This window comes from Paenibacillus marchantiophytorum (assembly GCF_014640555.1).
In the GTDB taxonomy this organism is placed as follows: Bacteria; Bacillota; Bacilli; order Paenibacillales; family NBRC-103111; genus Paenibacillus_E; species Paenibacillus_E marchantiophytorum.
Genome location: NZ_BMHE01000006.1, coordinates 51,608 through 73,165 on the forward strand (window position 1 = coordinate 51,608; position 21,558 = coordinate 73,165).

Annotated in this window: 12 protein-coding genes; 9 read left to right on the top strand and 3 right to left on the bottom strand. The window is 38.2% G+C overall.

Annotated elements, in window-relative coordinates:
• Positions 1-26: 26 nt before the first annotated feature.
• A complete protein-coding gene (locus tag IEY34_RS08420) occupies positions 27-2,339 on the top strand; it encodes a helix-turn-helix domain-containing protein (RefSeq protein WP_189010236.1) in 2,313 nt (770 codons plus the stop codon).
• A gap of 411 nt (positions 2,340-2,750) precedes the next feature.
• On the opposite strand, the gene IEY34_RS08425 is transcribed toward IEY34_RS08420, so the two are convergent.
• Both IEY34_RS08425 and IEY34_RS08430 read right to left on the bottom strand, forming a co-directional pair.
• The gene (locus IEY34_RS08425) at positions 2,751-4,301 is read right to left on the bottom strand and encodes a response regulator (protein WP_189010237.1); all 1,551 of its coding nucleotides are present in this window, start codon (positions 4,299-4,301) and stop codon (positions 2,751-2,753) included.
• Positions 4,294-6,036 (bottom strand): cache domain-containing sensor histidine kinase, encoded by a 1,743-nt coding sequence (locus IEY34_RS08430; protein WP_189010239.1) that lies wholly within the window; start codon positions 6,034-6,036, stop codon positions 4,294-4,296. Before IEY34_RS08430 ends, IEY34_RS08425 begins: the two co-directional genes overlap by 8 nt.
• A gap of 489 nt (positions 6,037-6,525) precedes the next feature.
• Here IEY34_RS08430 and IEY34_RS08435 point away from each other — a divergent pair, with 489 nt between their 5' ends.
• From IEY34_RS08435 to IEY34_RS37730, 7 genes are all read left to right on the top strand, one after another.
• Entirely contained in the window at positions 6,526-7,854 is a 1,329-nt protein-coding gene (locus tag IEY34_RS08435; RefSeq protein ID WP_189010241.1) for an ABC transporter substrate-binding protein, read from the top strand.
• A 67-nt stretch (positions 7,855-7,921) separates the two neighbouring features.
• Positions 7,922-8,797 (top strand): carbohydrate ABC transporter permease, encoded by an 876-nt coding sequence (locus IEY34_RS08440; protein ID WP_229757528.1) that lies wholly within the window; start codon positions 7,922-7,924, stop codon positions 8,795-8,797.
• A gap of 15 nt (positions 8,798-8,812) precedes the next feature.
• Positions 8,813-9,643 carry a carbohydrate ABC transporter permease gene (locus IEY34_RS08445; RefSeq protein WP_189010245.1) on the top strand — a complete coding sequence of 277 codons (831 nt, stop codon included), beginning with the start codon at positions 8,813-8,815 and terminating at the stop codon, positions 9,641-9,643.
• A 30-nt stretch (positions 9,644-9,673) separates the two neighbouring features.
• Positions 9,674-10,546, top strand: a complete 873-nt coding sequence (locus tag IEY34_RS08450; protein ID WP_189010247.1) for an HAD family hydrolase — start codon at positions 9,674-9,676, stop codon at positions 10,544-10,546.
• Entirely contained in the window at positions 10,547-12,790 is a 2,244-nt protein-coding gene (locus IEY34_RS08455) for a glycoside hydrolase family 65 protein (RefSeq protein ID WP_189010249.1), read from the top strand.
• Between the two features lie 680 nt (positions 12,791-13,470).
• A complete protein-coding gene (locus IEY34_RS36625) occupies positions 13,471-17,559 on the top strand; it encodes a DUF6259 domain-containing protein (protein WP_229757529.1) in 4,089 nt (1,362 codons plus the stop codon).
• A gap of 14 nt (positions 17,560-17,573) precedes the next feature.
• Entirely contained in the window at positions 17,574-17,726 is a 153-nt protein-coding gene (locus IEY34_RS37730) for a Spo0E family sporulation regulatory protein-aspartic acid phosphatase (protein ID WP_189010251.1), read from the top strand.
• Between the two features lie 280 nt (positions 17,727-18,006).
• On the opposite strand, the gene IEY34_RS08470 is transcribed toward IEY34_RS37730, so the two are convergent.
• Entirely contained in the window at positions 18,007-19,026 is a 1,020-nt protein-coding gene (locus IEY34_RS08470) for a LacI family DNA-binding transcriptional regulator (RefSeq protein ID WP_189010557.1), read from the bottom strand.
• 242 nt (positions 19,027-19,268) lie between these two features.
• Between IEY34_RS08470 and IEY34_RS08475 the strand changes: the two genes are divergently transcribed.
• On the top strand, positions 19,269-21,554 hold the full coding sequence (locus IEY34_RS08475) for a helix-turn-helix domain-containing protein (RefSeq protein ID WP_189010263.1): 2,286 nt from the start codon (positions 19,269-19,271) through the stop codon (positions 21,552-21,554).
• Positions 21,555-21,558 lie beyond the last annotated feature (4 nt).

Sequence of the window (21,558 nt, forward strand, 5' to 3'; positions counted from 1 at the left end):
TATCGTTCGGGAGGGAGGGGTTGCGGTTGATCAGGAGTCAACGGTTTCATCACTTTTTGTTCTCTTACATTTTGGTTGTTGTCCTGTTGCTTGTCGCCGTAAGCAGCGTCGTGCACCGGAGCTTTTTCGAAACACTGCGCAGCGAGGTGGAGGAATCGACCGTAGCTTCTCTCGCCCAGTTTCGAGATGCTGTCGATTTGCGTGTTCAGGAAATGAACCGGCTTGCCTCCCAATTGTCCGCAAATCCGCAACTGATGCCTTATACAGCAACTGACGGTGGTTACGGCTCGCTTCAAGCGGTAGCCGAGTTGGAGCAATATTTGTCTACGAACCTGTTCTTCAGTGACGTTGTTCTCTATTACAAAAAAACGGGTGTTCCGAAACTTTACGCCGCCAGCGGGACGTACGATATGAACTTGTTTTTTGAAGATATTTACCGATACCGCAACTGGAGCTCCTCTGAATTCATTCGAACGGCCGACACCTTGTCCGCTCCTTTCATGCGTCCGGTAGAACCGTTATCGTTCAACCGCGTCGCAGAACAACGCGTTGCTACGTACATGGCGCCGATCCCGTTGAATGCGGAAGTCCCTTATGGCGTTGCGCTGTTTCTTATCCGCGAGGAATCGCTGGCCAGTCTTGCTAAAGGCGTTCTGACCAAATCGAGCGGTATCCTGTTTATATTGAATCAAAAAGGAGAAGTTATATTTCGGCAGGAGAATGGGGTGTCCGAGCAAACTGGGGATCGTTTGCTTGGAGAAATCCGCAAGATCAATGGACAATATGGTATTGGCCAGGTGTCAACGAACGGGCGGGAGTTTTCTTTGCTAACACAACAGTCGGGCTTACAGGATTGGTCCTACGCGGTTGCGTTGCCAAACGACCAATGGATGGGCAAGGTTTCCAACATACGAGGCATCTTTAATACGACGGTTGTTGTTGTGTTTCTGATCGGTATTGCGATGGCGATCGGATTCTCGATCCAACACTATCGTCCGTTGAGCAGGCTGGCCCAAATCGTATCGAGCCAGTATCGGTCGGGATTATTCCACAAATCCGGCGATGAGATCGACTACATTTCTCGTGCTGTCGGCCAATTGGCGGAGGAGAAGGAGAGCTTGCAGCATCGGCTTCGCAGTCAAAGCCGGGCGCTTTCGGAACAAATACTGATCTCCCTAATCAAAGGGAGGCTGAAAACAAAAGCAGAGATCGACGACATGCTTCAGTTTTCAAATCTGAGCCTTGACAAGCCTTATTACGCCGTTATGTTGCTAAGAATCGACGATTACGCCTCCTTCCGCAAGCAAAATTCCGGTCGGATGCAGGAACTGCTCACGTACGGCTTGATCAAGGCGGTCGAGGAGCTGTCTTTGGAGGCGGGAAGCGGCTTCGGCACAGAAATGTTAGACGGTCACGGTATAGTGTTTCTCGTGAGCCTGAACGAAGGGTTCGACGATCCGGAAGTACTTCGGGAGCTGGCCGAGAAAGCGAGATCGTTTTTCAAGCAATACTTTCGCCTTACCGTTTCGATTGGGCTCGGTGGTATTTATGACGACGTGGCATCCATTTCCAGGTCATACGTGGAAGCAACCCATGCATCCCGGCATCGATTCGTGCAGGGCTGCGACAGAGTTTTTTCCTTTGACGAAATCGGCCCGTCTCAAACGAGCGATTATGTATACCCCGTGGAATGGATTGACCAGTTGGTCAAGGGGATTAAGCAAGGAAACGTCAGTCAGGTCGAGCAGGCGGTACGAGGCGCGTTCAGCCACATCACGGAGGCGAACGTCTCGGTCGAAGCGGCGGAATGTATCTGCTTCGATATCGTCAACAGCACCATCAAGACGCTCATCGAGCTCGAGCTCGAGCTCGACGACCGACTTGATGAAACGCTTCAGCAACTGTTCGTACCCCGCTGCGAGACCATGGATGAGTTGGAACATCTCGTCGTAGGCATATGTCTCAAAGTTTGCAAATACGTTACAAAGCAAAAAGAAAGTAAAAACGTCGTCCTGCTGGAAACGATGAAAGCTTACATTGAGCGTAAATACATGGATCATTCGCTCGACCTTGAAACGATCGCGGGGAAGTTTGGACTCTCCGGTTCGTATGCGACCCGGTTTTTCAAGGACCAAACGGGCTGCTCGCTAATGCGCTACATCGACTCTCTCCGCATGGAGGAAGCGAAGAGATTACTAAAAACAACCGAACTGGCCCTCAAGGAAATCATGGAAGAAGTCGGCTATGTCGATATAACGAACTTCATTCGAAAGTTTAAAAAGGTCGAAGGTGTGACGCCGATCCAGTACCGCAACCTTACCAGAAGCAGCACAGTATGATTACTGTGCTGCTTAGTCACACGTCAACTAGTAAGAAATGGAATTTAAAACATAACCTCATATTTTATGCAGTTGAAGATAAATTCTGGTAATATCTCGGGACAGTGCTCACTTACAAGAAATATTAGAAGCACATAACTCAATATATCAAAGATGTATATTTTATCAATTTAAGGCATCTTAGAATTAGAAGATAATTGAAAAAAACACGATACTCAAATTTCATATCGTGTTTTTTTGTGTTTTATTCACGAAATTCTGTGACAAAACAATGGGTATCTGAGTACATGCATTCTCAAGCGGACGTCGTCTGCCGAGTGAATACACACGGCAGGTCGTGGGTTTGGATAATTAACTTTAGCATTTTCGGAAACTTTGAGGCTTTAGAAGGTGTTTATGGATATGGTGAGTTTATCTTCTGCTATAATCCTTAGGACTTACACCAGTATATTTTTTGAAAATAATAGAAAAATATGAAGGGTCAGGAATTCCAACCTCTTCAGCTACTTCATAAGTTTTTAAATCAGTAGTGCTTAAAAGTTCTTTAGCCTTTTCTAAACGAACTTTATTAATAGTTTTAGTAACGGTATCACCGGTTTCCTTCTTAAATAGCCTACTTAAATAGCTACTATTAGTGTGTACATAGTCTGAAAGTATCTTTAGTGTAATGGAACTTTTATAGTTTTCATTAATATACCTCATAGTTTTTATGATTATTAAATTATTTTGTTTTGTTATGATGGCTAGCTTTATTGAAACCTCAGAAGCTAGTTCAACTATTAGCTGGGAAAGTTTTAAAGCTGAAGTACAAGCTACAATTTGTTTATATATAGGTTGTTCCTCCTTAGTGAAGCTGGAAAAACTTAAATTATAATTTGAAAGCAAAGCTTGGAAAGCAAAACAAAGATTGATGCCCGTATTTTTTATATAGTCTATAGGCTGCTTAGTAGCTCTTAGCTGTTCAAATAGTTCAGAAATGAGTCTAGAAAATTCAGGTCCATTTCCTACTTTAATCTCATCTAGGATATTCTCTACAGAAGTATTTGTTGAAAATTTTTCTTCATGGCACAAGGAATTGACATAGTTTGAATATATACAAAGGCTATTTTCAGTTTTGTTATAAAACCTAGAAGTAAGGGAGATACTAGTTTCTTCATAAGCTGTTTTAAGCTCCATAATATTTAAGTGAGGGTTACTAATTCCAATAGAAATAGGGGCGCTTATAAAGCCTTCTAGAGTTCTAAGAATTTCTGAACATAGCTCAAACAGGAGATAGGAATTTTCATCCTTGAAAGAGATTAGGGTACCTAACTGGCTTTCCTTTAAGCAGACAGTATAAAAAGTATAGTCCTTGAAAGCTAAGCTAATCAGCTGTTTTATATCTTCAGCATTTGTATTATGGATTTCAAATAGAAGTACATAATAGGAAGTTAAATTTAATTCAAGCTCGTTAGCTTTGTCTGCAATAGCGCTGTTTGTTTTTATTACTCCATCAAAGACATCCTTAATAAATTTTTCTCTTAAAGCTTCTGAGTAATCAATAATTTTATTTTTAAGTAAGCTAAGGCTATAGTCTACTTCTACTGCAGCAAGCAGCTGTGCCTTAGCTTTTGTTACTGCAGCAATCAGTTGCACTGGTTCTGTTGGCTTAAGGACAAAGTCTACTACATTATATTTAAGGGCCGCTTGAGCATAGGAGAAGTCAGTATAACCTGTTAAAATTATGACCTTTATCGGCAGAACCTTTTCGTGAATATATTTTGCTAATTCTATTCCATTCATTCCAGGCATTTTAACATCTGTAACTATTATTTCAGGAGCTAGCTCTTGGATTTTTTCTATAGCCTCTAACCCATTAATTGCCTCCCCAACTACTTCACAGTCTGCAGAAGCCCATGCTACAAAATTAACTAAACCAAGTCTGATAGCCCGTTCATCATCTACAATTAATACCTTATGCATTATTAAGTTCTCCTTTATCTAATGGAATTCTAACTATGACTTCAGTTCCTTTACCTAATTCACTGGTGATATTTATTCCATAGTTTTCACCATACAAAAGCTGTATACGTTTATTTGAGTTATATAATCCTATACTTACATGTTTTTCACTTTTTAAGGTAGTAAGCTTATTTGTTTCAAAACCAGCTCCATTATCCAGTATTTCAATTTGTATTCCCTCAGAATAGAACCTAAAGTTAATAGTAAGCAAGCCCTTGCTAAGTTTCTCTTCAAGTCCGTGGATTATTGCATTTTCTACTAAGGGCTGAATACAAAGTTTAGGAAGATAGTAGGATGAAATGGAACTGTCATCTACATTAACCTTACTTTCAAACCTATCTTTGAAGCGGCTATGTTGGATGGAAAGGTAAAATTGTATATATTGGAGCTCTTCTTCTATGGTTATTTTTTCCTTGCCACTTAGGGAAAGGTTAGCGCGCAAAAAGGACGCTAAGGGGGAGATAATTTCGTTTATTTCTTTATTTCCTGCGGCTCTAGCATGCCAACTAATGGTATCTAGTACGTTAAAGAGAAAATGAGGATTAATTTGCGCTTGTAAGGACATTAATTCAGCTTTCGTTAAAAGTAATTGCTTTATATATACATCATTTATAAGATACTGAATTTCATCTGTCATTTTATTAAAGGTCTCTGATAATTGCCTAAGCTCTAAAGCTTTATAACTAGGCATTTTAGTTGCATAGTTTCCTTTTCTAATATGATTTATATTCTTCATTAAATCCTTAATAGGTTTGGAGATTTTAGCTGAAAGCAAAATAGTAAGCACTAAGAATAGTAGTAGAATTAGAGCGATTACTTCAATATATCTTAAAAGATCCTCTGAAAACTTAGAAAATACCTGCTTTTTCGAGACAGAGATACTGGAGATAAAGTTATATTTTTCTATTGGTTTAGCCATGGTCAAATAAATTTCTCCCTTACTAGTTACTTCCTTTAATTCAGTAGAAGAGCCCTCGACTAGGTTAGCATTTATTTTTTTGCCTAGCATACTAGTGTCGGTATGAAGCAAAACTTCCTTGTTTTTATTAACAAGGATGGCTTGGGCACCTTTATATTGAGTAATATCTTTAAAGTTTTTCGATAGAATTTGCACATCTATGGCAAAAATAATTGTGCCAATATGCTCTAAAGAGTATTCACTTTTCATGTTTTTAACTAAGTAAAGGGTTTCATCTTTTTCAGTAGGGGGTATAATTTGAGTTGCCTCAAGCTGTAAGGAGCTTTCCTGGTAAGCCTTTACATTATGTTGAAGAGAAACCTCCGTAGTTAAACTATTATGTTCAATGTGGTAATGGGCGTTTTTACTATCAAATATATATACAGATTTTATTAGCTGTGCATCCCACAAGTAGTTATAGATAAGTAAATAAGACAATTGTTTTTCGATGTTGGTTTTTTGCATGGCTTGATGAACTTCCTCAAAGTTTGGAGATTCTTTATCTAAATTATCTCTAATTAAAGGGTTGGACATGAAAAATAGTAAGGTTGAATCTATAGTATCAAATTGCGCTTTCAGATTATTATTGGTTTGATTTAAAATCTGAGAAAGTTCCCTTTCTGCATTAGATCTTAGGGTATTTGACATCGTAAAATAAAAATACCCGCCAGTTACAGAGGTAATAAGTATTACAATAAAGGTTATAAGAAGAAAAAGCTTAAATCTAATCGTATTCATAACAGCACCTCGCATAAGGAATGCATAGTAATTCGACATAGCTTTTACCAATCCTTTTTCCTTATAAATAGGGTAAAATTAATAAAAGAAAGTAAAAATAAAAAAAAAATTTATTTGTAAGTAAAGGTCTTCTGAATTTTCAAAAAACTAGGCAATAAAAGTAAAAGTTTAAAGCATTTTACTCAATTAACTTCAGGCTTAAAATTTTCTATAATAAACTCAACTTGAAAATATAGGGGGATACAGATAAAACAAACCAGAAAAAGAATCTTAGCAGCGTTGGTTTGCTGAGCAATGACATTAAACTTAAGGGATTGTTACGCAAAAGACGGACAGCGCTTTCATTTGTACAGCTACTAGCACACCAATGGGGAGAGGGTATAACTCTAGAAGCAGAAGAAATACCAGGAGAGGATGCTTATCCTCAGAAAATGAATAATGGTTCTGGTTGGCGAGAACCTGAGACTGAAAATATAGGAGGAAATATAAATGAAACAAACGACAAAGAGAATCTTAGTAGCTATGGTTTGCGGTGTAATGACACTAAACTTAATGGGTTGTAACGCTAAACCAGAAAGGGCTTCCACTAGTACAGCTAATAGCACAAAAAAAGAACCTGTAACCCTTAAAATAGCTACTTATTGGGTAGGTACTTTACCAGAGGCAGCTTTCTTTAAAAAACTAGTAGAGGAATTTCCAAAATCAAAATTGGGAGAGGGAGTAACCCTTGAAGTAGAAGAAATACCAGGAGCGGATGCTTATGCTCAGAAGATGAAGCTGCTAATTTCATCAGGAGACCTTCCAGATATCATTCAAGCCACGGGTGCTAATTACTTAGATTTAGCTGTAAAATCAGGAAAAGTAACGGATTTGACACCTTACTTTAATGCAGACGAAGACTGGAAGGGCTTATTTGACCAAAAGTCATTAGATTATAACTCTAGAGATGGCAAGATTTACGGAGTCCCTTATACTAAGGAAGTTGGTACTATGTACTATAATAAAGAATTGTTTAATAAAGCAGGTATAGCAGAATTCCCCAAAACCTGGGATGAGTTTTTTAAAGTTTGTGAAAAGCTTAAAGCGGCTAATATTACTCCAATTGCCTTGGATACCGCAGAGTATGGATGGTTCACTTCCTTAATGCTTTGCTCCATGATTGGCACTAGTGGAACAAATGGTAACAAGTGGATGAATACGGCCTTTCCTAAAGATTATACATCTCCAGAAGTAATTAGTGCGTTTGCAAACATTCAAAAGCTGTTCAAAAACTATACAACTAAAGATGCAGTAGGTGGAAACTGGGTAGTTCCTACAAATCACTTTGAAAAAGGTGAGGTGGCTATGATTGCCAATGGACCATGGATGGTACCAGATTTTAAAGATACTACAAAGGTGGAAGCTGGTTTCTACGATAAAGTTGCAGTTGCACCCTTCCCAGGTGAAGGTATAATTTCAGTTCCACAATTTGGTGAAATGATAGGTGCTAAGGACAATGCCAAAATAGAGGCGGCAATCAACTTTGAAAAATTCAAGACCTCTATGGAAAATCAAATAGAATACATGAAAATTACTGGAAATATTTATGAGTCGCCAAAGATTCCAGCACCGACTAACATCATAAAAGACAATCCATTACTAGGGGATATAATTGATCTTAGCAGCAAGATAAAAACAACCTATGGAGAAAACCAAGCTTTATGGTATCCAAACACTTTAGACGCATTAAGTAATCTGCTTCCAGACCTTGCTTTCGGAAAGTTAACGCCTGAGGATATGGCAAATAAACTCACAGAAGTAGCTCGAAAAAATAAATAATATGAATTTATATAAGGATAAATCCTCATGGAATGTGGGGATTTATCTTTTAGAGGGAAGGATTTATGTGGTTAAAAATAAAAATTTTTGGGTGATTGCTTTTATAGCTCCCACAGTATTGCTTTTTACTATAATTTTTGCTCTCCCATTAGTAACTGTATTTGTTACAGCCTTTTGTAATTACACGCCTTTTCAAAGCCCTGTATTTGCAGGTATAGATAATTTCAAAACTTTGTTTATAAACAATAGCGACTTCTGGAAGGCCATAAGTAACACGACAATTTGGATCCTGCTTCAAACCACCCTATCTATTTCATTCGGAATATTAGTGGCACTTTTACTTTACAGAAAGCCTTTTGGCTGGAAATTTGTAAGAGCTTCTTACATGATTCCCAATATTATACCTACTGCAGCTACAGGCCTAATGTTTTATCTATTACAAAATCCAGATTTAGGCATTGTAAAAAGTATTTTTGTAGCCTTAGGCAAGGGAGATTTAACTCCAAACCTATTTGGCAATAGCAGCTATACTTTTATAACGGTTACCTGTACTTGGATTTTCTATTCAGCCTTTAATACAATACTAATCATGTCCGAAATAGGTACCATACCTACGGAGGTTTTTGAATCTGCAAAAGTGGATGGGGCCAGCCGCTTTCAGGTAGATGTATTTATAACCTTACCAATGTTAAGAAATATATTAACTACCTGCGTTATTTTGGCTGCTGTTAGTATGATATCTCAATTTGATATTTTATATATAACTACCAAGGGTGGGCCAGATAATACTACTTTAAATTTACCAATTTACCTCTTTAAAACTGCAAACTTAGAAATGAATTATGGCTTGGCTAATGCTATAGGTGTCGTTCAAATTATCTTTGGCTTATTTTTAGTGTTCTCTATTGGTAAAATATTTAAATTCGGTCAAAAAAATGAATAGAAGGGAGGGCTGAAAATGTTTAAAAGATTTGTAATTGTTCTTATAAAATATATAGTTTTATTATTTTTCGTAGTTATTTCTATAGGACCGATACTATGGGTAATCCTAGGTTCCTTTAAAACTCATAAAGAATTATTTGGAAATTCGGCTTTTTCTATTCCCAAACAATTTAGTTTTAGCAACTATGAGAAGGCCATGTCTATAGCACCTGTAGGAAAGTTCTTTACAAATTCTCTACTTATTTGTGGAACAAGCACCTTGTTAAGTGTGATTATTGTTTCTTGTTGCGCCTATGTGGTGGCAAGATTTGATTTTAAATTTAAAGGTCTTTTGGTGCTGCTAATATCTTCAGTACTATTAATTTCAGCGCAATCCATATCCCAACCGATTTTTGTTTTATTTAAAACCTTTAATTTATTTGACACTAAAACAGGACTAATATTTGTATATTTAGCCTTTAGTATACCTGTAACCTTCTATATTATGAGAAGCTATTTCCTCAGCATACCGAAATCCTTAGATGAGTCGGCCTACATAGATGGGGCTGGTTTCCTTAAAACTTATTTGCAAATAATACTTCCATTGGCAAGGCCTGGTGCTGCAACTGCAGCTATACTTCAGTTTATAGGCTCTTGGAATGAATTCTATTTTGCCTTAATTCTAACCAGCGGAAATAATGCAAGAACCGTCCCAATAGCTCTTAACTATTATACTAGTCAGTTTTCAAGTAACTATCCAGCTATGTTTGCGGCAGTAGTGTTAACCATACTTCCAACCATTATTTTATTTATAATTGCTCAAGAGCAGGTAGTGGGTAGTTTAACAGCTGGGGCAGTTAAAGGGTAAGTCTATTTTGTTAAAGAAAGAAGGGGTAAAATGAATAAAAATTACAAGGCAATATTTTTCGATTGGGATGGAACTGCAGTAGTAAGTAGAACTGCACCCACAGATAAAGTACTTCGTTTAATGGTAAAACTTCTTGAGAATGAAGTTAAGTTAGTAATAATAAGTGGTACAAGTTATGAAAATATCGCAGGTGGGAAGCTTCATAAGCTTATAGATAAAAAGCTACTTAAAAACTTATATTTAGGTTTAGGTAGAGGCTCCTTTAATTATGGCTTTGATGAGATGGGAAACTTAAAAATCTTAGGTGGGGTTTTGCCTAAAAAGGAAGAGGTAATTAAAATTCATGAAGTCTGTTTTAAGCTTCATAAATATCTTTTGAGTGAGTATAACTATGAAACAGATATAGTTTTTAGTAGACCTAATTATTGTAAAATTGATCTTTTGGTGGGTTTCGATCGTCAAGGAAAATTATTTCTACAGCCTGAGGAAATTGATATGGTAACGCAACGGCTAAAATTTTATGGCTATAAAAAAGGAATAAAAGGTCTAATGGATTATACCAGTGAAATAGGTAAAACTGCTGGCATAGATGTAATGGTTACTACAGATGCAAAATATCTTGAAGTTGGGATGAGTACTAAAGGGGATAATGTGGACAGCTTGTTAGAAGAAGTAATCTTAAGTAAAGCTATAAAGATAGAAGACTGTTGTTTTTGGGGAGATGAATTTACTTATTTTGGGGAAGGGGTACAAGGCAGTGACGCTTATATGATAACAGATAAATCTCGTAAGGGTGACTTCTTCGATGTTTCAGAAGCTCCTTTAGGACTTCCTCCAGAGGTTAAAGCTGTAGGTGGAAGCGTAAATGGCTTCTTAAATTTTCTTGAAAAGGAGGGAAAGTAAATGGAATTTTTGCCTTGGAAGATAGTTGAAAAAGACTATGAACCAGAGAAAAATATATATTATGAAACAAATTTTACTTTAGCAAATGGTTATATGGGCTTACGTGGTTGCTTAGAGGAAGGTTTTAGTGAAGAAATGGAAACCTATCCGGGAAACTATATTGCAGGGGTTTTTGATAACTTTGAGGGTGACTATGTAGAAATAGTTAACTGCCCAGATTGTATAAGCACAAATATATGGATAGGAAATTCTAAATTAGACATGACTCAGGGGCGATTAAGGGATTATAGCAGAACCCTGGATATGAAGGCAGGTACCTTAACCCGTGAATTTACTTGGGAAGATCCTGAGGGAAATATTACTCGTTTTTACTTCCAGCGGTTTCTATCTATGGATAATGTGCACTTAAACTGCTTAAGAATTAGACTAACACCAGTAAATCATCAACTGCCAATGAAACTTGAAACGGTGTTAGATGGAGATGTATTTAATAGAAAACAAAGGGATTATCCCCCCATAAAAAAAATAATTCCGAATTACCATTTTAATACAGTGAAAGTAGAAGGCTTTGGTAAAAATGGAGCTTACTTAGAATCTTGTACTAAAACTACAGGAATAACTTTAGCGCAGTATGTGTGGCTTTCACCTATAAATAATATGAAAGTAGACCTAGATCTTAAGGAAAGGAAGGTAATTCAAACTGTTATTTTTGAAGGAGAAATAGAAAAAGAAGTTGGTGTTGATAAGTATGTGGCAACTTACACTTCTCGTGATGCCAAGACTACAGAGCTAAAAGCGCTAGCAGGAGAGGAAATAGTTAAAGCAGCCAATAATCAGTATGATATTTTGTATAATTCTCATAAACTGGCTTGGGAAAAACATTGGGAAATAGCTGATATAGAAATTGAGGGGGATACTTCCTCCCAACAAGGAATACGTTTTAATATATTTAATTTAATTCAGGCCAATGCCTCTTGGGATGCCTACGTAAACTTGCCAGCAAAGCTATTAAGTCATACTCGCTATAAGGGCAACGCTTTTTGGGATACAGAAATGTTTATGTTCCCATTTTATTTATTTACTAATCCACAAGCAGCTAGAAATTTATTAATGTATAGATATAATATGCTGCCGGCTGCCCGTGAAAATGCGAAGAGACGTGGTCTAAGAGGTGCCATGTATCCTTGGATGAGTGCCCATGATGGCTCAGAACAATGTGACAGTTGGGAATACGGAGATTGTGAAATTCATATAACCGCCGATATTGCCTACGCCCTAGATCAATATGTGCAAACTACCAAGGATACAGATTTTTTGGAAAATTACGCTACAGAGATTTATATTGAAACCGCTAGATTTTGGGTAGAACGTGTAGCTTTTAATGAAAGGCTAGGGAAATATACCATTCTTGCGGTTAAAGGACCAGATGAATACTGCTCTATAGCAAATAATAATATGTATACAAATTATTTAGCTGAAAGAAATCTAGAGCTAGCCATAGAAGCTGTAGAGTATTTGGAGCAAAATTCTAGAGAAAAATTAATAGAACTAAAGAATAAACTTAATTTAGAAATAACAGAAGTAGAACAATGGAAGAAAGTTAGCAATAATATATATAAAAATTGGGACAAAAGCCGCGAGCTATTAATTCAAGATGATGCCTTTATGGATTATCCTGAAATTGATATGGAAAAATATGCAGACAGAACCATGCCACTACTTGAAGTAATAGGTTATGAACGTGTTATGAGATATCGTATATTAAGACAAGCTGATGTATTATTACTGATGTATTTACTTAATGATAAATTTGATAAAACACAAAAACTAACAGCCTATAATTTTTATGAACCAATAACTACTCATGATTCATCACTGTCCTTTAATACTCATTGCATAATGGCTGTAGAGCTAGGTATGAAGGAAAAAGCTGTAGATTATTTCTTTAAAACCTGCAGATTGGATTTAGATGACGAACAAGATACTGCGGCTTCTGGCCTTCATGGTGCCTCCCTAGGTGGAACTTGGCAGGCTGTTGTAAATGGCTTTGGCGGTTTAAGAGTTATAGAAGGACAACTTTATTTAGCGCCCATTATTCCTGAAAAGTGGAAGAAGTTAAGCTTTAATATTCACTTTAAAGGTAGGTTAATAGGAATCTCAATTACAGAAAAGGCTACAGAGGTTAAGCTTATTCGTGGAGATGGAATTGAGCTGTTTATTAATAGGAACAGTGTAAAAATATAAATTTTAAATATAGAGACATCCATAGATTTGTGTAAATCAAATCTATGGATGTTTTTTTAGTGCGCCCTGCACAGGCGCTATCTTGATCAAAACCTGGGTACATGAAAAATAACAAGGGGAGATGAAAAACCCGGGTTTGTATCGCGTAGGTATAATTTGTTTGGGAATGTAGGTTGGATAGTAAAAAAAGAAGAAGAAGGTAAATATTTTTAAAGTTAATACTTTTAAAAAAGAGAGATGCATCATTGCAAAAAAACAAGTCGAATAAATAAAAGGATAAGTCATTTATACCAATATTTCTTTTGTATCGATATTTATATAATAGAAAGTAATGAATACAAATGAATACGTAGAAAATGGGGGCGAAACTTCCTAGACAAATCGGAGTCGAATTTGCAAGAGAAATTTCAATAGGTGAAGCTTATTATAAACACCTTAACGATATGAAAATGAAAGGAGGGGGTTCAATGTCCGAAGTGCCAACAGGATGATTGTTGCATTATCACAACACGAATATTATAGATGTATGAATGCAAACAATTTCCGATTTAACAGATCTAAATTCAAAGATGTATTGCAATCGCTTACATCAGTCCTGTCTTTTAACTACAACTATAACTTATCCTGAGCTAACCAGATACTGTACAGGACACTTTAAAAAATTTAGGAGGTAATTTAGTATGAAAAAAAGATCTAAGTTTCTTTTACATCTATTGATTGTAACACTTGTATTTTCAATGATTTTTAGTGTAGGACCCAAAAGCTTGGTACAAGCTGCCGCTGTAACATCACCTTTAACCATGGTATCGGGTAATCTCCAAGTCGGAGTATCTTTCACAAATTCTGGACTTAATCTTACAAGAATCTATGATTCATCAAAAGCACAAGACTTATTGTCTACAGCAGTTGATGAACCACTTTTCACAATAAGATTGAACGGTGCTTCAATAAATTCTAAAGAGGGATGGACTAGTGTTACGGAAGATTTGACCGGCAACGTATATACCTTTGTATTCTCTGGCAACTCAAATGCATCAGGTATTACTGTTACCGTAAAAGCAGATAAAAGCACGGCTGATGCTATCAAATGGAGTATTGCCATAAATAATACTTCCACAACAAAATATGTTCATACCATAGAGTTTCCTAACATTCCGGTTCGCGACTTAGGAGCAGGACGACAAGCTTTTTATCCCTATGCATCAGGAACTGTAAATGACCTTTGGAGCTCAGGTAGCGGCTATTCATTCCCTTATCCTAGCACCGTTAGTACAATGCCTTATGTTGCTGCATACAACGGACAAACTGGACTTTATCTGGGTTGGCATGCCAACGAAGCTCAGATCATATATCCTAATATATGGGGAGACTCAGCAAATTCAGTTGTTAAAATGGGTATGGAGATTTTGGCACCTGATGATACGAAAGTAGGAAACGACTTTAATACCACCGCGAGTGCACTAATGCAATTAACCCCTAGCTGGTATGATGCTGCGATGATTTACAGAAATTGGGCGAAAGACAATGCTAGTTGGTGGCCTACAATAGATAATAATGGGCGTACAGATACTCCAGATTGGCTAAAAAAATTGAATGTTTGGACCAAAACAGAGAACAGCAACGGAGAAAAACCATCGGTTACCACAACTCTTGCAGAGGCTTTTCAACAATACATGGGTATGCCTGTTGGGAATCATTGGTACAGATGGCATGAAATCTTGATGGATGGGCATTTTCCAGAATATTTCCCTGCAAAAGATGGGTTTGCTGAAAATGTTGTAGCACAGCAAAATAATAATATTTATGTTGTGCCATACACCAACGGGCGTTTATGGTCATCTACCATACCTTCCTTTGATTCAGAGGGAGCAAGAGCTGCGGCAGCTAAAGATCCATCTGGGGCTCTTTATACTGAAAATGATGATCAACCTAATGAATATTTAGCAACCATGGATCCAAGCCAAACGATGTGGCAGAACAAGGTGAAATATTTCACTAATGAGTTGTTGAATGCATATCATGTTAATGGCGTTTATCAGGACATGGTAGGTTATTCTGCGCCTGCTCCTGACTATGATGCATCTCATGGACATACTTTGGGTGGCGGCGATTATTGGCAGAAGGGTTATGAAACAATGTACAATACGAATATCAGAAGTAATAAACCAGCAGGGACTATACTTGTTACTGAAGGGCCTGCTGATTCCTCTGCAAAAATGTTTGATGCAATGTTGGCATATATAAATTCTGATACGGGATTGGATGGTGTACCTGCTTTACATGCGGTCTTGGCAGATGCAACTCAGCTTATGGGACGTTATTATGACAATAATGAATCTGACCTGCAATGGAGGCAAAAAAATGGCAGAGCCTTTGTATGGGGCGAACAGCTTGGATGGTCCGATGCAGATATAATAAATTATCCAAGCAAGGCAAGCTATCTTAGAAATACTGCAAAGGTCAGAGCCCAGATAAACCGTTCTATATATGCTGGACAAATGGGTAGACCCTTGGTATTGAGCGGAAATTCTACTGTAACAGGCCCTGATATTACTACTAATGTAGTAGAAAATGGTGTTTGGATGCTTCCGCAGGATAATAAGGTAGTTGTTTTATTAACAAACGTATCTAATGCCTCTAAAACAGTAATGGTTAATATGGCTTTATCACAATATGGCATGAACAGCACTAGCTTAAATGTTGATGAACTTGGACCAACTGGGAAAATAGGTTCTTTTACAAGTTCCACAAACTCACTAACAAATAAGAGTGTTACTTTAGCTGCAGGTGAAGTAAAGGCTTGGGTAATAACTCCAGGCTTGCCAGCACAAACAGGTAAAATCCTAATCTTGGCACCGCATCCGGATGATGAAGCATTAATGGCATCTGGAATAATGGAAAAGGGAATTACCGATGGAAAAACTGTAAAGGTAGGCATTGCAACAAATGGTGATTATGCTGCTTCACTTGGTGATATGACAGTTGGTCAAACACGAATTCGTGAGTCTGTTGCCGCAGTTACTTATTTAGGAGTACCACAAAGCAATATTACGGTGCTGGGATATGGAGATGATCAATTGTGGTCATTATACAATGCAACAAATGCTGATGCAGTAATAACATCACATGAAGGAACAGTCACATATGGGACTCCTGAAAATCTTGATTATCATTATCAAAAATTCGGAACCCATGCAAGCTATACACGAAATAATTTTAAAAATGATTTGATGACCATGATTAATGATTACCGCCCGGATGATATATATATAACCTCTATGTATGACAGTCATCCAGACCACAATACCCTGAATTATTTCACTTTGGAGGCAATAAGACAACTTAAGCAGAATGATCCTTCTTATGCACCAAAGATGCATGAGGCAATAATTCATTCAAATGATGGTGAAGTTTTTTGGCCTTCACACGAGCCAATAACGTCAAATGCGCCGATGGTCCCATTTTCTAAACCAACCACATTGGACTCAACTTCACAGCTTGATTGGACGGCTCGTGAATCTGTAAGTGTTCCTACAGATATGATGGTTGTTCCAAGAAATGTCGGTAACAAAAAATTTAATACTATTTCGAAGTATGCAACACAGTTGGGTGATGCTGACTATATGTATGGGTTTATAAAAAGTGATGAAGTGTTCTGGCTAAAGGATTTCTCCAATATTGCACCTTTGGCAACGGTAACAGTCTCATCCCAAAATACAGCAGCTGGGCAATTGGGAATAAAAGCTATTGATGGTATATTAGATGGGAATCCAAGGCTTCCTGATAAAGAGTGGGCTACAGTAAGCCAGACAACTGGTGCATGGATCAATTTAGCTTGGAGTGGAAGCCAAAAGATTACAAGTGTTAAGCTTTATGATCGACCAAATAGCAATGAAAATATTACAGGGGCGACATTAACATTTAGTGATGGCAGTTCAATTACTACTGGGGCTCTTCCAAACAATGGTTACTCCAAGACTATAACCTTCGCAGAAAAAACTGTAACCTGGGTTAAACTTACAGTAAACACGGCAACAGGAATAAATATCGGGTTAAGTGAATTTGAGGTTTATGGCCATGATGGTGGCACACCGAACAACTCCATCATAACTCCAACGACAGCAACATTTGATAAAAAAGTTGCCAAGCAGGCTGATATTGGAGTTTCAATGACACTCAACAACAATAGCTTTAGTGGAATCAAGAATGGATCTACTTCTTTAATACAGGGGACTGATTACACAGTCATAGGAACAAATGTAACGATACTAAAGAAATATCTTGCGAATCAGGCAGTGGGAACAACAAACCTTACATTTGACTTTAGTGCAGGTGTTGACCCAGTGTTGGCTGTAACTGTAGTTGATACTACTTCTGCTACAATGTATTACACAATCAAAGATAGGTGGAAGGGCAATTACTTGAATGACAATGGTAGTGGTAAGGTTAATTATGGTGCGACAGCAAGTACCGATTACTACAAGTGGTCATTGGAGACAAGTGGAGGATATACACAGCTTAAAAACAAGGCAACTGGTAAGTATATGGCTATAGAAAATCAATTGGGCTATGTCGAGAGTACAACTGTTCAACCAGGTTGGTGGAGCAAGGATTGGACTCTTGTAGATGACGAAAATGGATATAAGAAAATCACATGCAGATTTCAAGGTGTCAGTATAAATGTTGAAAATCAAACGGGCTCTGCGGAATATGCAGTAGTTGAACCAGGCATGTGGAGTGCCGAATTTGTAATTAGTGCAGCAAATTGACAAGGGAAATATCTATGAGGATTGAACAATTAAGGGCCGAAATGAACGATTTAAACGCATCATATGAGCAACTACTTGTAAAGTCAGAGGAATTAGATCAGCTAATTCTACAATATATGCAGCTCAAAAATAATAAATTAAATTTGGAGGGTTTGCTCTATGATTGAAGTCTAATATTCCGCTTGATGTTTGTTTTCACTTGATGGGGTAGTACCAGTGAAGCTGTCACGAGGGGCAAAGTAAGCATAAAAAACGAAGAGACATGACCTCTTAAAAAAGTCATGTCCTTTTTTTGACTTTCAGGTCTCTTATCAATGCTTCCCTTTAAAAAAATCCGATTTGGTTTCCATCGTAAGTTGCTCTATCTCATGACTACATTATCAGTTAGGTTATCATGAATTAGAGCTTTGCACCACACCCCGTCTTTCTATATACAGCAGCCGGGCTTCATTCCCGCCCTTTTATTTTATAGTCGGAGGAGCCTCGGATCAGCAGTTCAGATTCCACTTTTAAAATGCGATTCTCCGCATCTTCATTCTCATTCATCATGTCGATTAGTTTCTCGACAAGTAGCGCACCCATCGTGTATTTCGGCTGATTCACTGTGCTTAATGGAGGATTCAAATATTTACTAATTCGATTATTATCTACCCCGACTACAGCTAGTTGCATCGGGATTTGAATACCGTGCTCCGAACATGCCCGATATACGCCAAGAGCCATCTCGTCATTGGCTGAGTAAACGGCACTAAAGCGTATCTTTTTAGCCAGTAGTCGCTTGAAAGCTTCATATCCACCCGTTTCATTAAAGTCGCCGTTTTCAATTAATTCGGGATGAAACGGAATTTGATGCTCTTTTAAAGCTTTCAAATAACCTTCTAAACGATTAGAACTGTCAACAGCGTGGGAAGAGCCGTTAATGATTGCGATCTCTCGATGGCCAAGTCCCACTAGATGGCTTATAACCTGCATTGAAAATTTCACATTATCGGTGAGTATGCATGGGATTCGTTCATGATCAATCTGCCTTCCTACAATGCCAATAGAATACTCATGATCTGCAAAATTTAAGATGATTTCGTTAGAAAGCATGGGTGCAACCATGATGACACCGTCGATTGTACGAGTAGTTAACAAATTCAAGAATTCTAGTTCTTTTTCTGCATTATTTTCGGTATCACATATCACCACTTTATACTTTTTGGAATATGCGATGTTCCCAATACCCTTAATGACTTCAGAAAAGTAGGAGTTGCTAATATCAGGGACAACAACTCCTATTGTCATTGTTTTTTGCGAACGAAGATTTTTTGCAGCGGCATTGGGTTGATAACCGAGCTCATTAATAATTTTCATGACTTTTGCTTTTGTTTTAGGGGTAACCTTGCTGCTGTCATTGAGAACGCGTGAAACCGTAGCGGGAGCAACTCCTGCTTTGGTGGCGACGTCGACAATTTTGATTTTCATATCCATGAGTATCAACCTTCTATTCAAATTAAACAGATCATGTGATCGGCTACATCAAGTATAAGTTAGAATGAAAACGATTTCAATATAGTAATTCATCCAAAGAAAGGTTAGATGAAACTCATAAGGATTACGGAAGATTATCTGAAAATAGAACTTACTACTAAGATGTAAAACAAATTGACTACGATTTCATGCTACACTATAATAAAATGAAATCGATTTCATGGAATGGAGTGTTGATGTTGAAAGTAAAGGCGTCCGATTCCGGCGTTAAATTCTTCGCTACTATTTTCCAGTCTTTTACTTTGACCATTGCTTTAACAATTGTGGTGCTTTCGGGAGTTCTTCATTTTTATTTCGAAGATATCTCCCTAAAGCAGACGTACAGCTCCACATTGACCAATCTAGCGCAAACAAGCCAAGAGGCTTCCATTATGGCGGTTAACGCCCGCACGTTTGCCAAACAAATGTATAACGACATGAATATATCCAAATTACTTTACTTCTCATCGGTAGACCCTCTCGATACAAGTGCGGCGATGGCTCAGCTGAACTCCTATAGGGCCACTTCCCTTTTCATCGATTCCATCTATATTTACAACTACCAGACGGATACATTTTATACGAGTGCCGACATCAGTACCAATTCAATCTGGAAGGGGAATGAGTTTTACGATACGACAGCTGTACAAATGGTTAAGCATATTTCGGATTACAAGGCGTTGATGCCAATCCCGCGTAAAATTCCGTTTGAGAGCCTTATGTTAAACAATCAAGAGAAAGAACGGGATTGTTATACCTTCCTGTTGTACGACACCCTTTCCCATAAAAATGAAAAGAACGTCATTATCGTCAATATATCCGAAACGCAGATGCACAAAAACATAGACGGCATGATCGCGAATTCAGACAAAAATACTTTTATCATCGACGACCGTGGAGTTCTCATTACGAACAGCTGGAAGAATGCGATGCTTACCGATCTGTCAAATAAATCATACATACAAGAGGTGCTCGAAAGCGGTGAATCCGAAGGATATTTCCTGTCTGAGGCGGAAGGGGTTAAATCTTTGGTAACTTATACAGCTCCCGACGTTCTGGGCTGGCGTTATATCCGAATTGCACCTTACAGCGTCATAACGAAAGGTATCAATCATGTGAGGATTTATACCATCGTGATAGCAATTGCTATTTTATTGCTCGGGCTTCTGACATCCTACCTGATCACGCGTAAATTGTCTTTGAATGTAAATCGCAAGCTAATGAAGCTGATGATTTTGGAGACGGAACGAAGAAATCACTTCATGGCTCTTCGGCAAGATCTGGTTCGCAATTTGCTATTAGGCTCGGGATGTGCTAATCCAAACGGCTTAAACGAGAAGTTTAAGTTGTGTGAAATTAAATTGGACGCGAATGAAAATTGTGTCGTAACTGTGCTGAAGATCGATGGTTACGGGGAACTGGTTGAGCGATACAGTGCCAGTGACAGAAGCCTGTTAAAAATTGGGATCATGAATATCGCTCAAGAACTGCTGAATCCATTCTGCCGTTCCTTTTCCGTAGATATGGGACATGACCGTATTGCGATTCTGCTTAACGGTTGGGAAGCAGCTTCTGATAGTCACCCTATCCTGCCAGAGAGTCTATGGCGTCAAATTCAATCCTCCGTGTCAGATTACATTAAAGTATCCGTATCCATCGCGGTGAGTACGAGAGGTGATGATGCTCGAAGTGTTAGCCGCTTGTACACTCAGGCAACAGAAGCATTGTTCCATCGACTATTCTTTGGTCACGGCTGTCTAATTTACGCGGAGCAAATCGAATCGCTCAAGGCTAAGTCCTATGTTTACCCGATCTCGAAGGAGAAGCAGCTGATCGAAGAACTGATGCTGGGTCGGATTGTTGATGCGAAACGCATATTCCGAGAGGTCGTCGAAGAAACGGCCGCTTATCCTTACATGTCGTATCATCTGGCTGTGTCGCATTTGGCCTTTGCTGTGAACAACGCAGTTTCCACCATTCAAAAGAATAACGATATCTCCTGGGATTTAAATATCAATGCCCTTCTTGCTGGTCTAAATGATGCGGAGCTGGTCAATGATATGTACCGTCCATTCTTCGAGGTATTCGAGCAAGTATCCGCTAGCCTAGAGGATAAGAAAAATACAAAGCACGACGAGGTGGTGGGCAAAATCATCGCGATTGTGCAGCAGAAATTTATGATTCAGGAGCTTTCCCTGGACGGAATTGCGGAGGAGATGGGCTTGTCCGCAACGTATATCGGCCGTTTGTTTAAAAAAATTACCTTAAATACGATTTTGAACTACATTATTGAAGTAAGAATGGATAAAGCGAGAGAGCTTTTGCTTACCACCGAACTTCCCATTGGGGATATCGCGGAAAAAACAGGCTTCTCAAACAGTCCATATTTCTACAAAGCCTTCAAGAAGATCAACGGCGTTAGCCCGGCAGAGTTCCGTAAAAACGGAAGGCTGCAAGATGAAAGGGCTCTAGATATCAGTTGAGCCC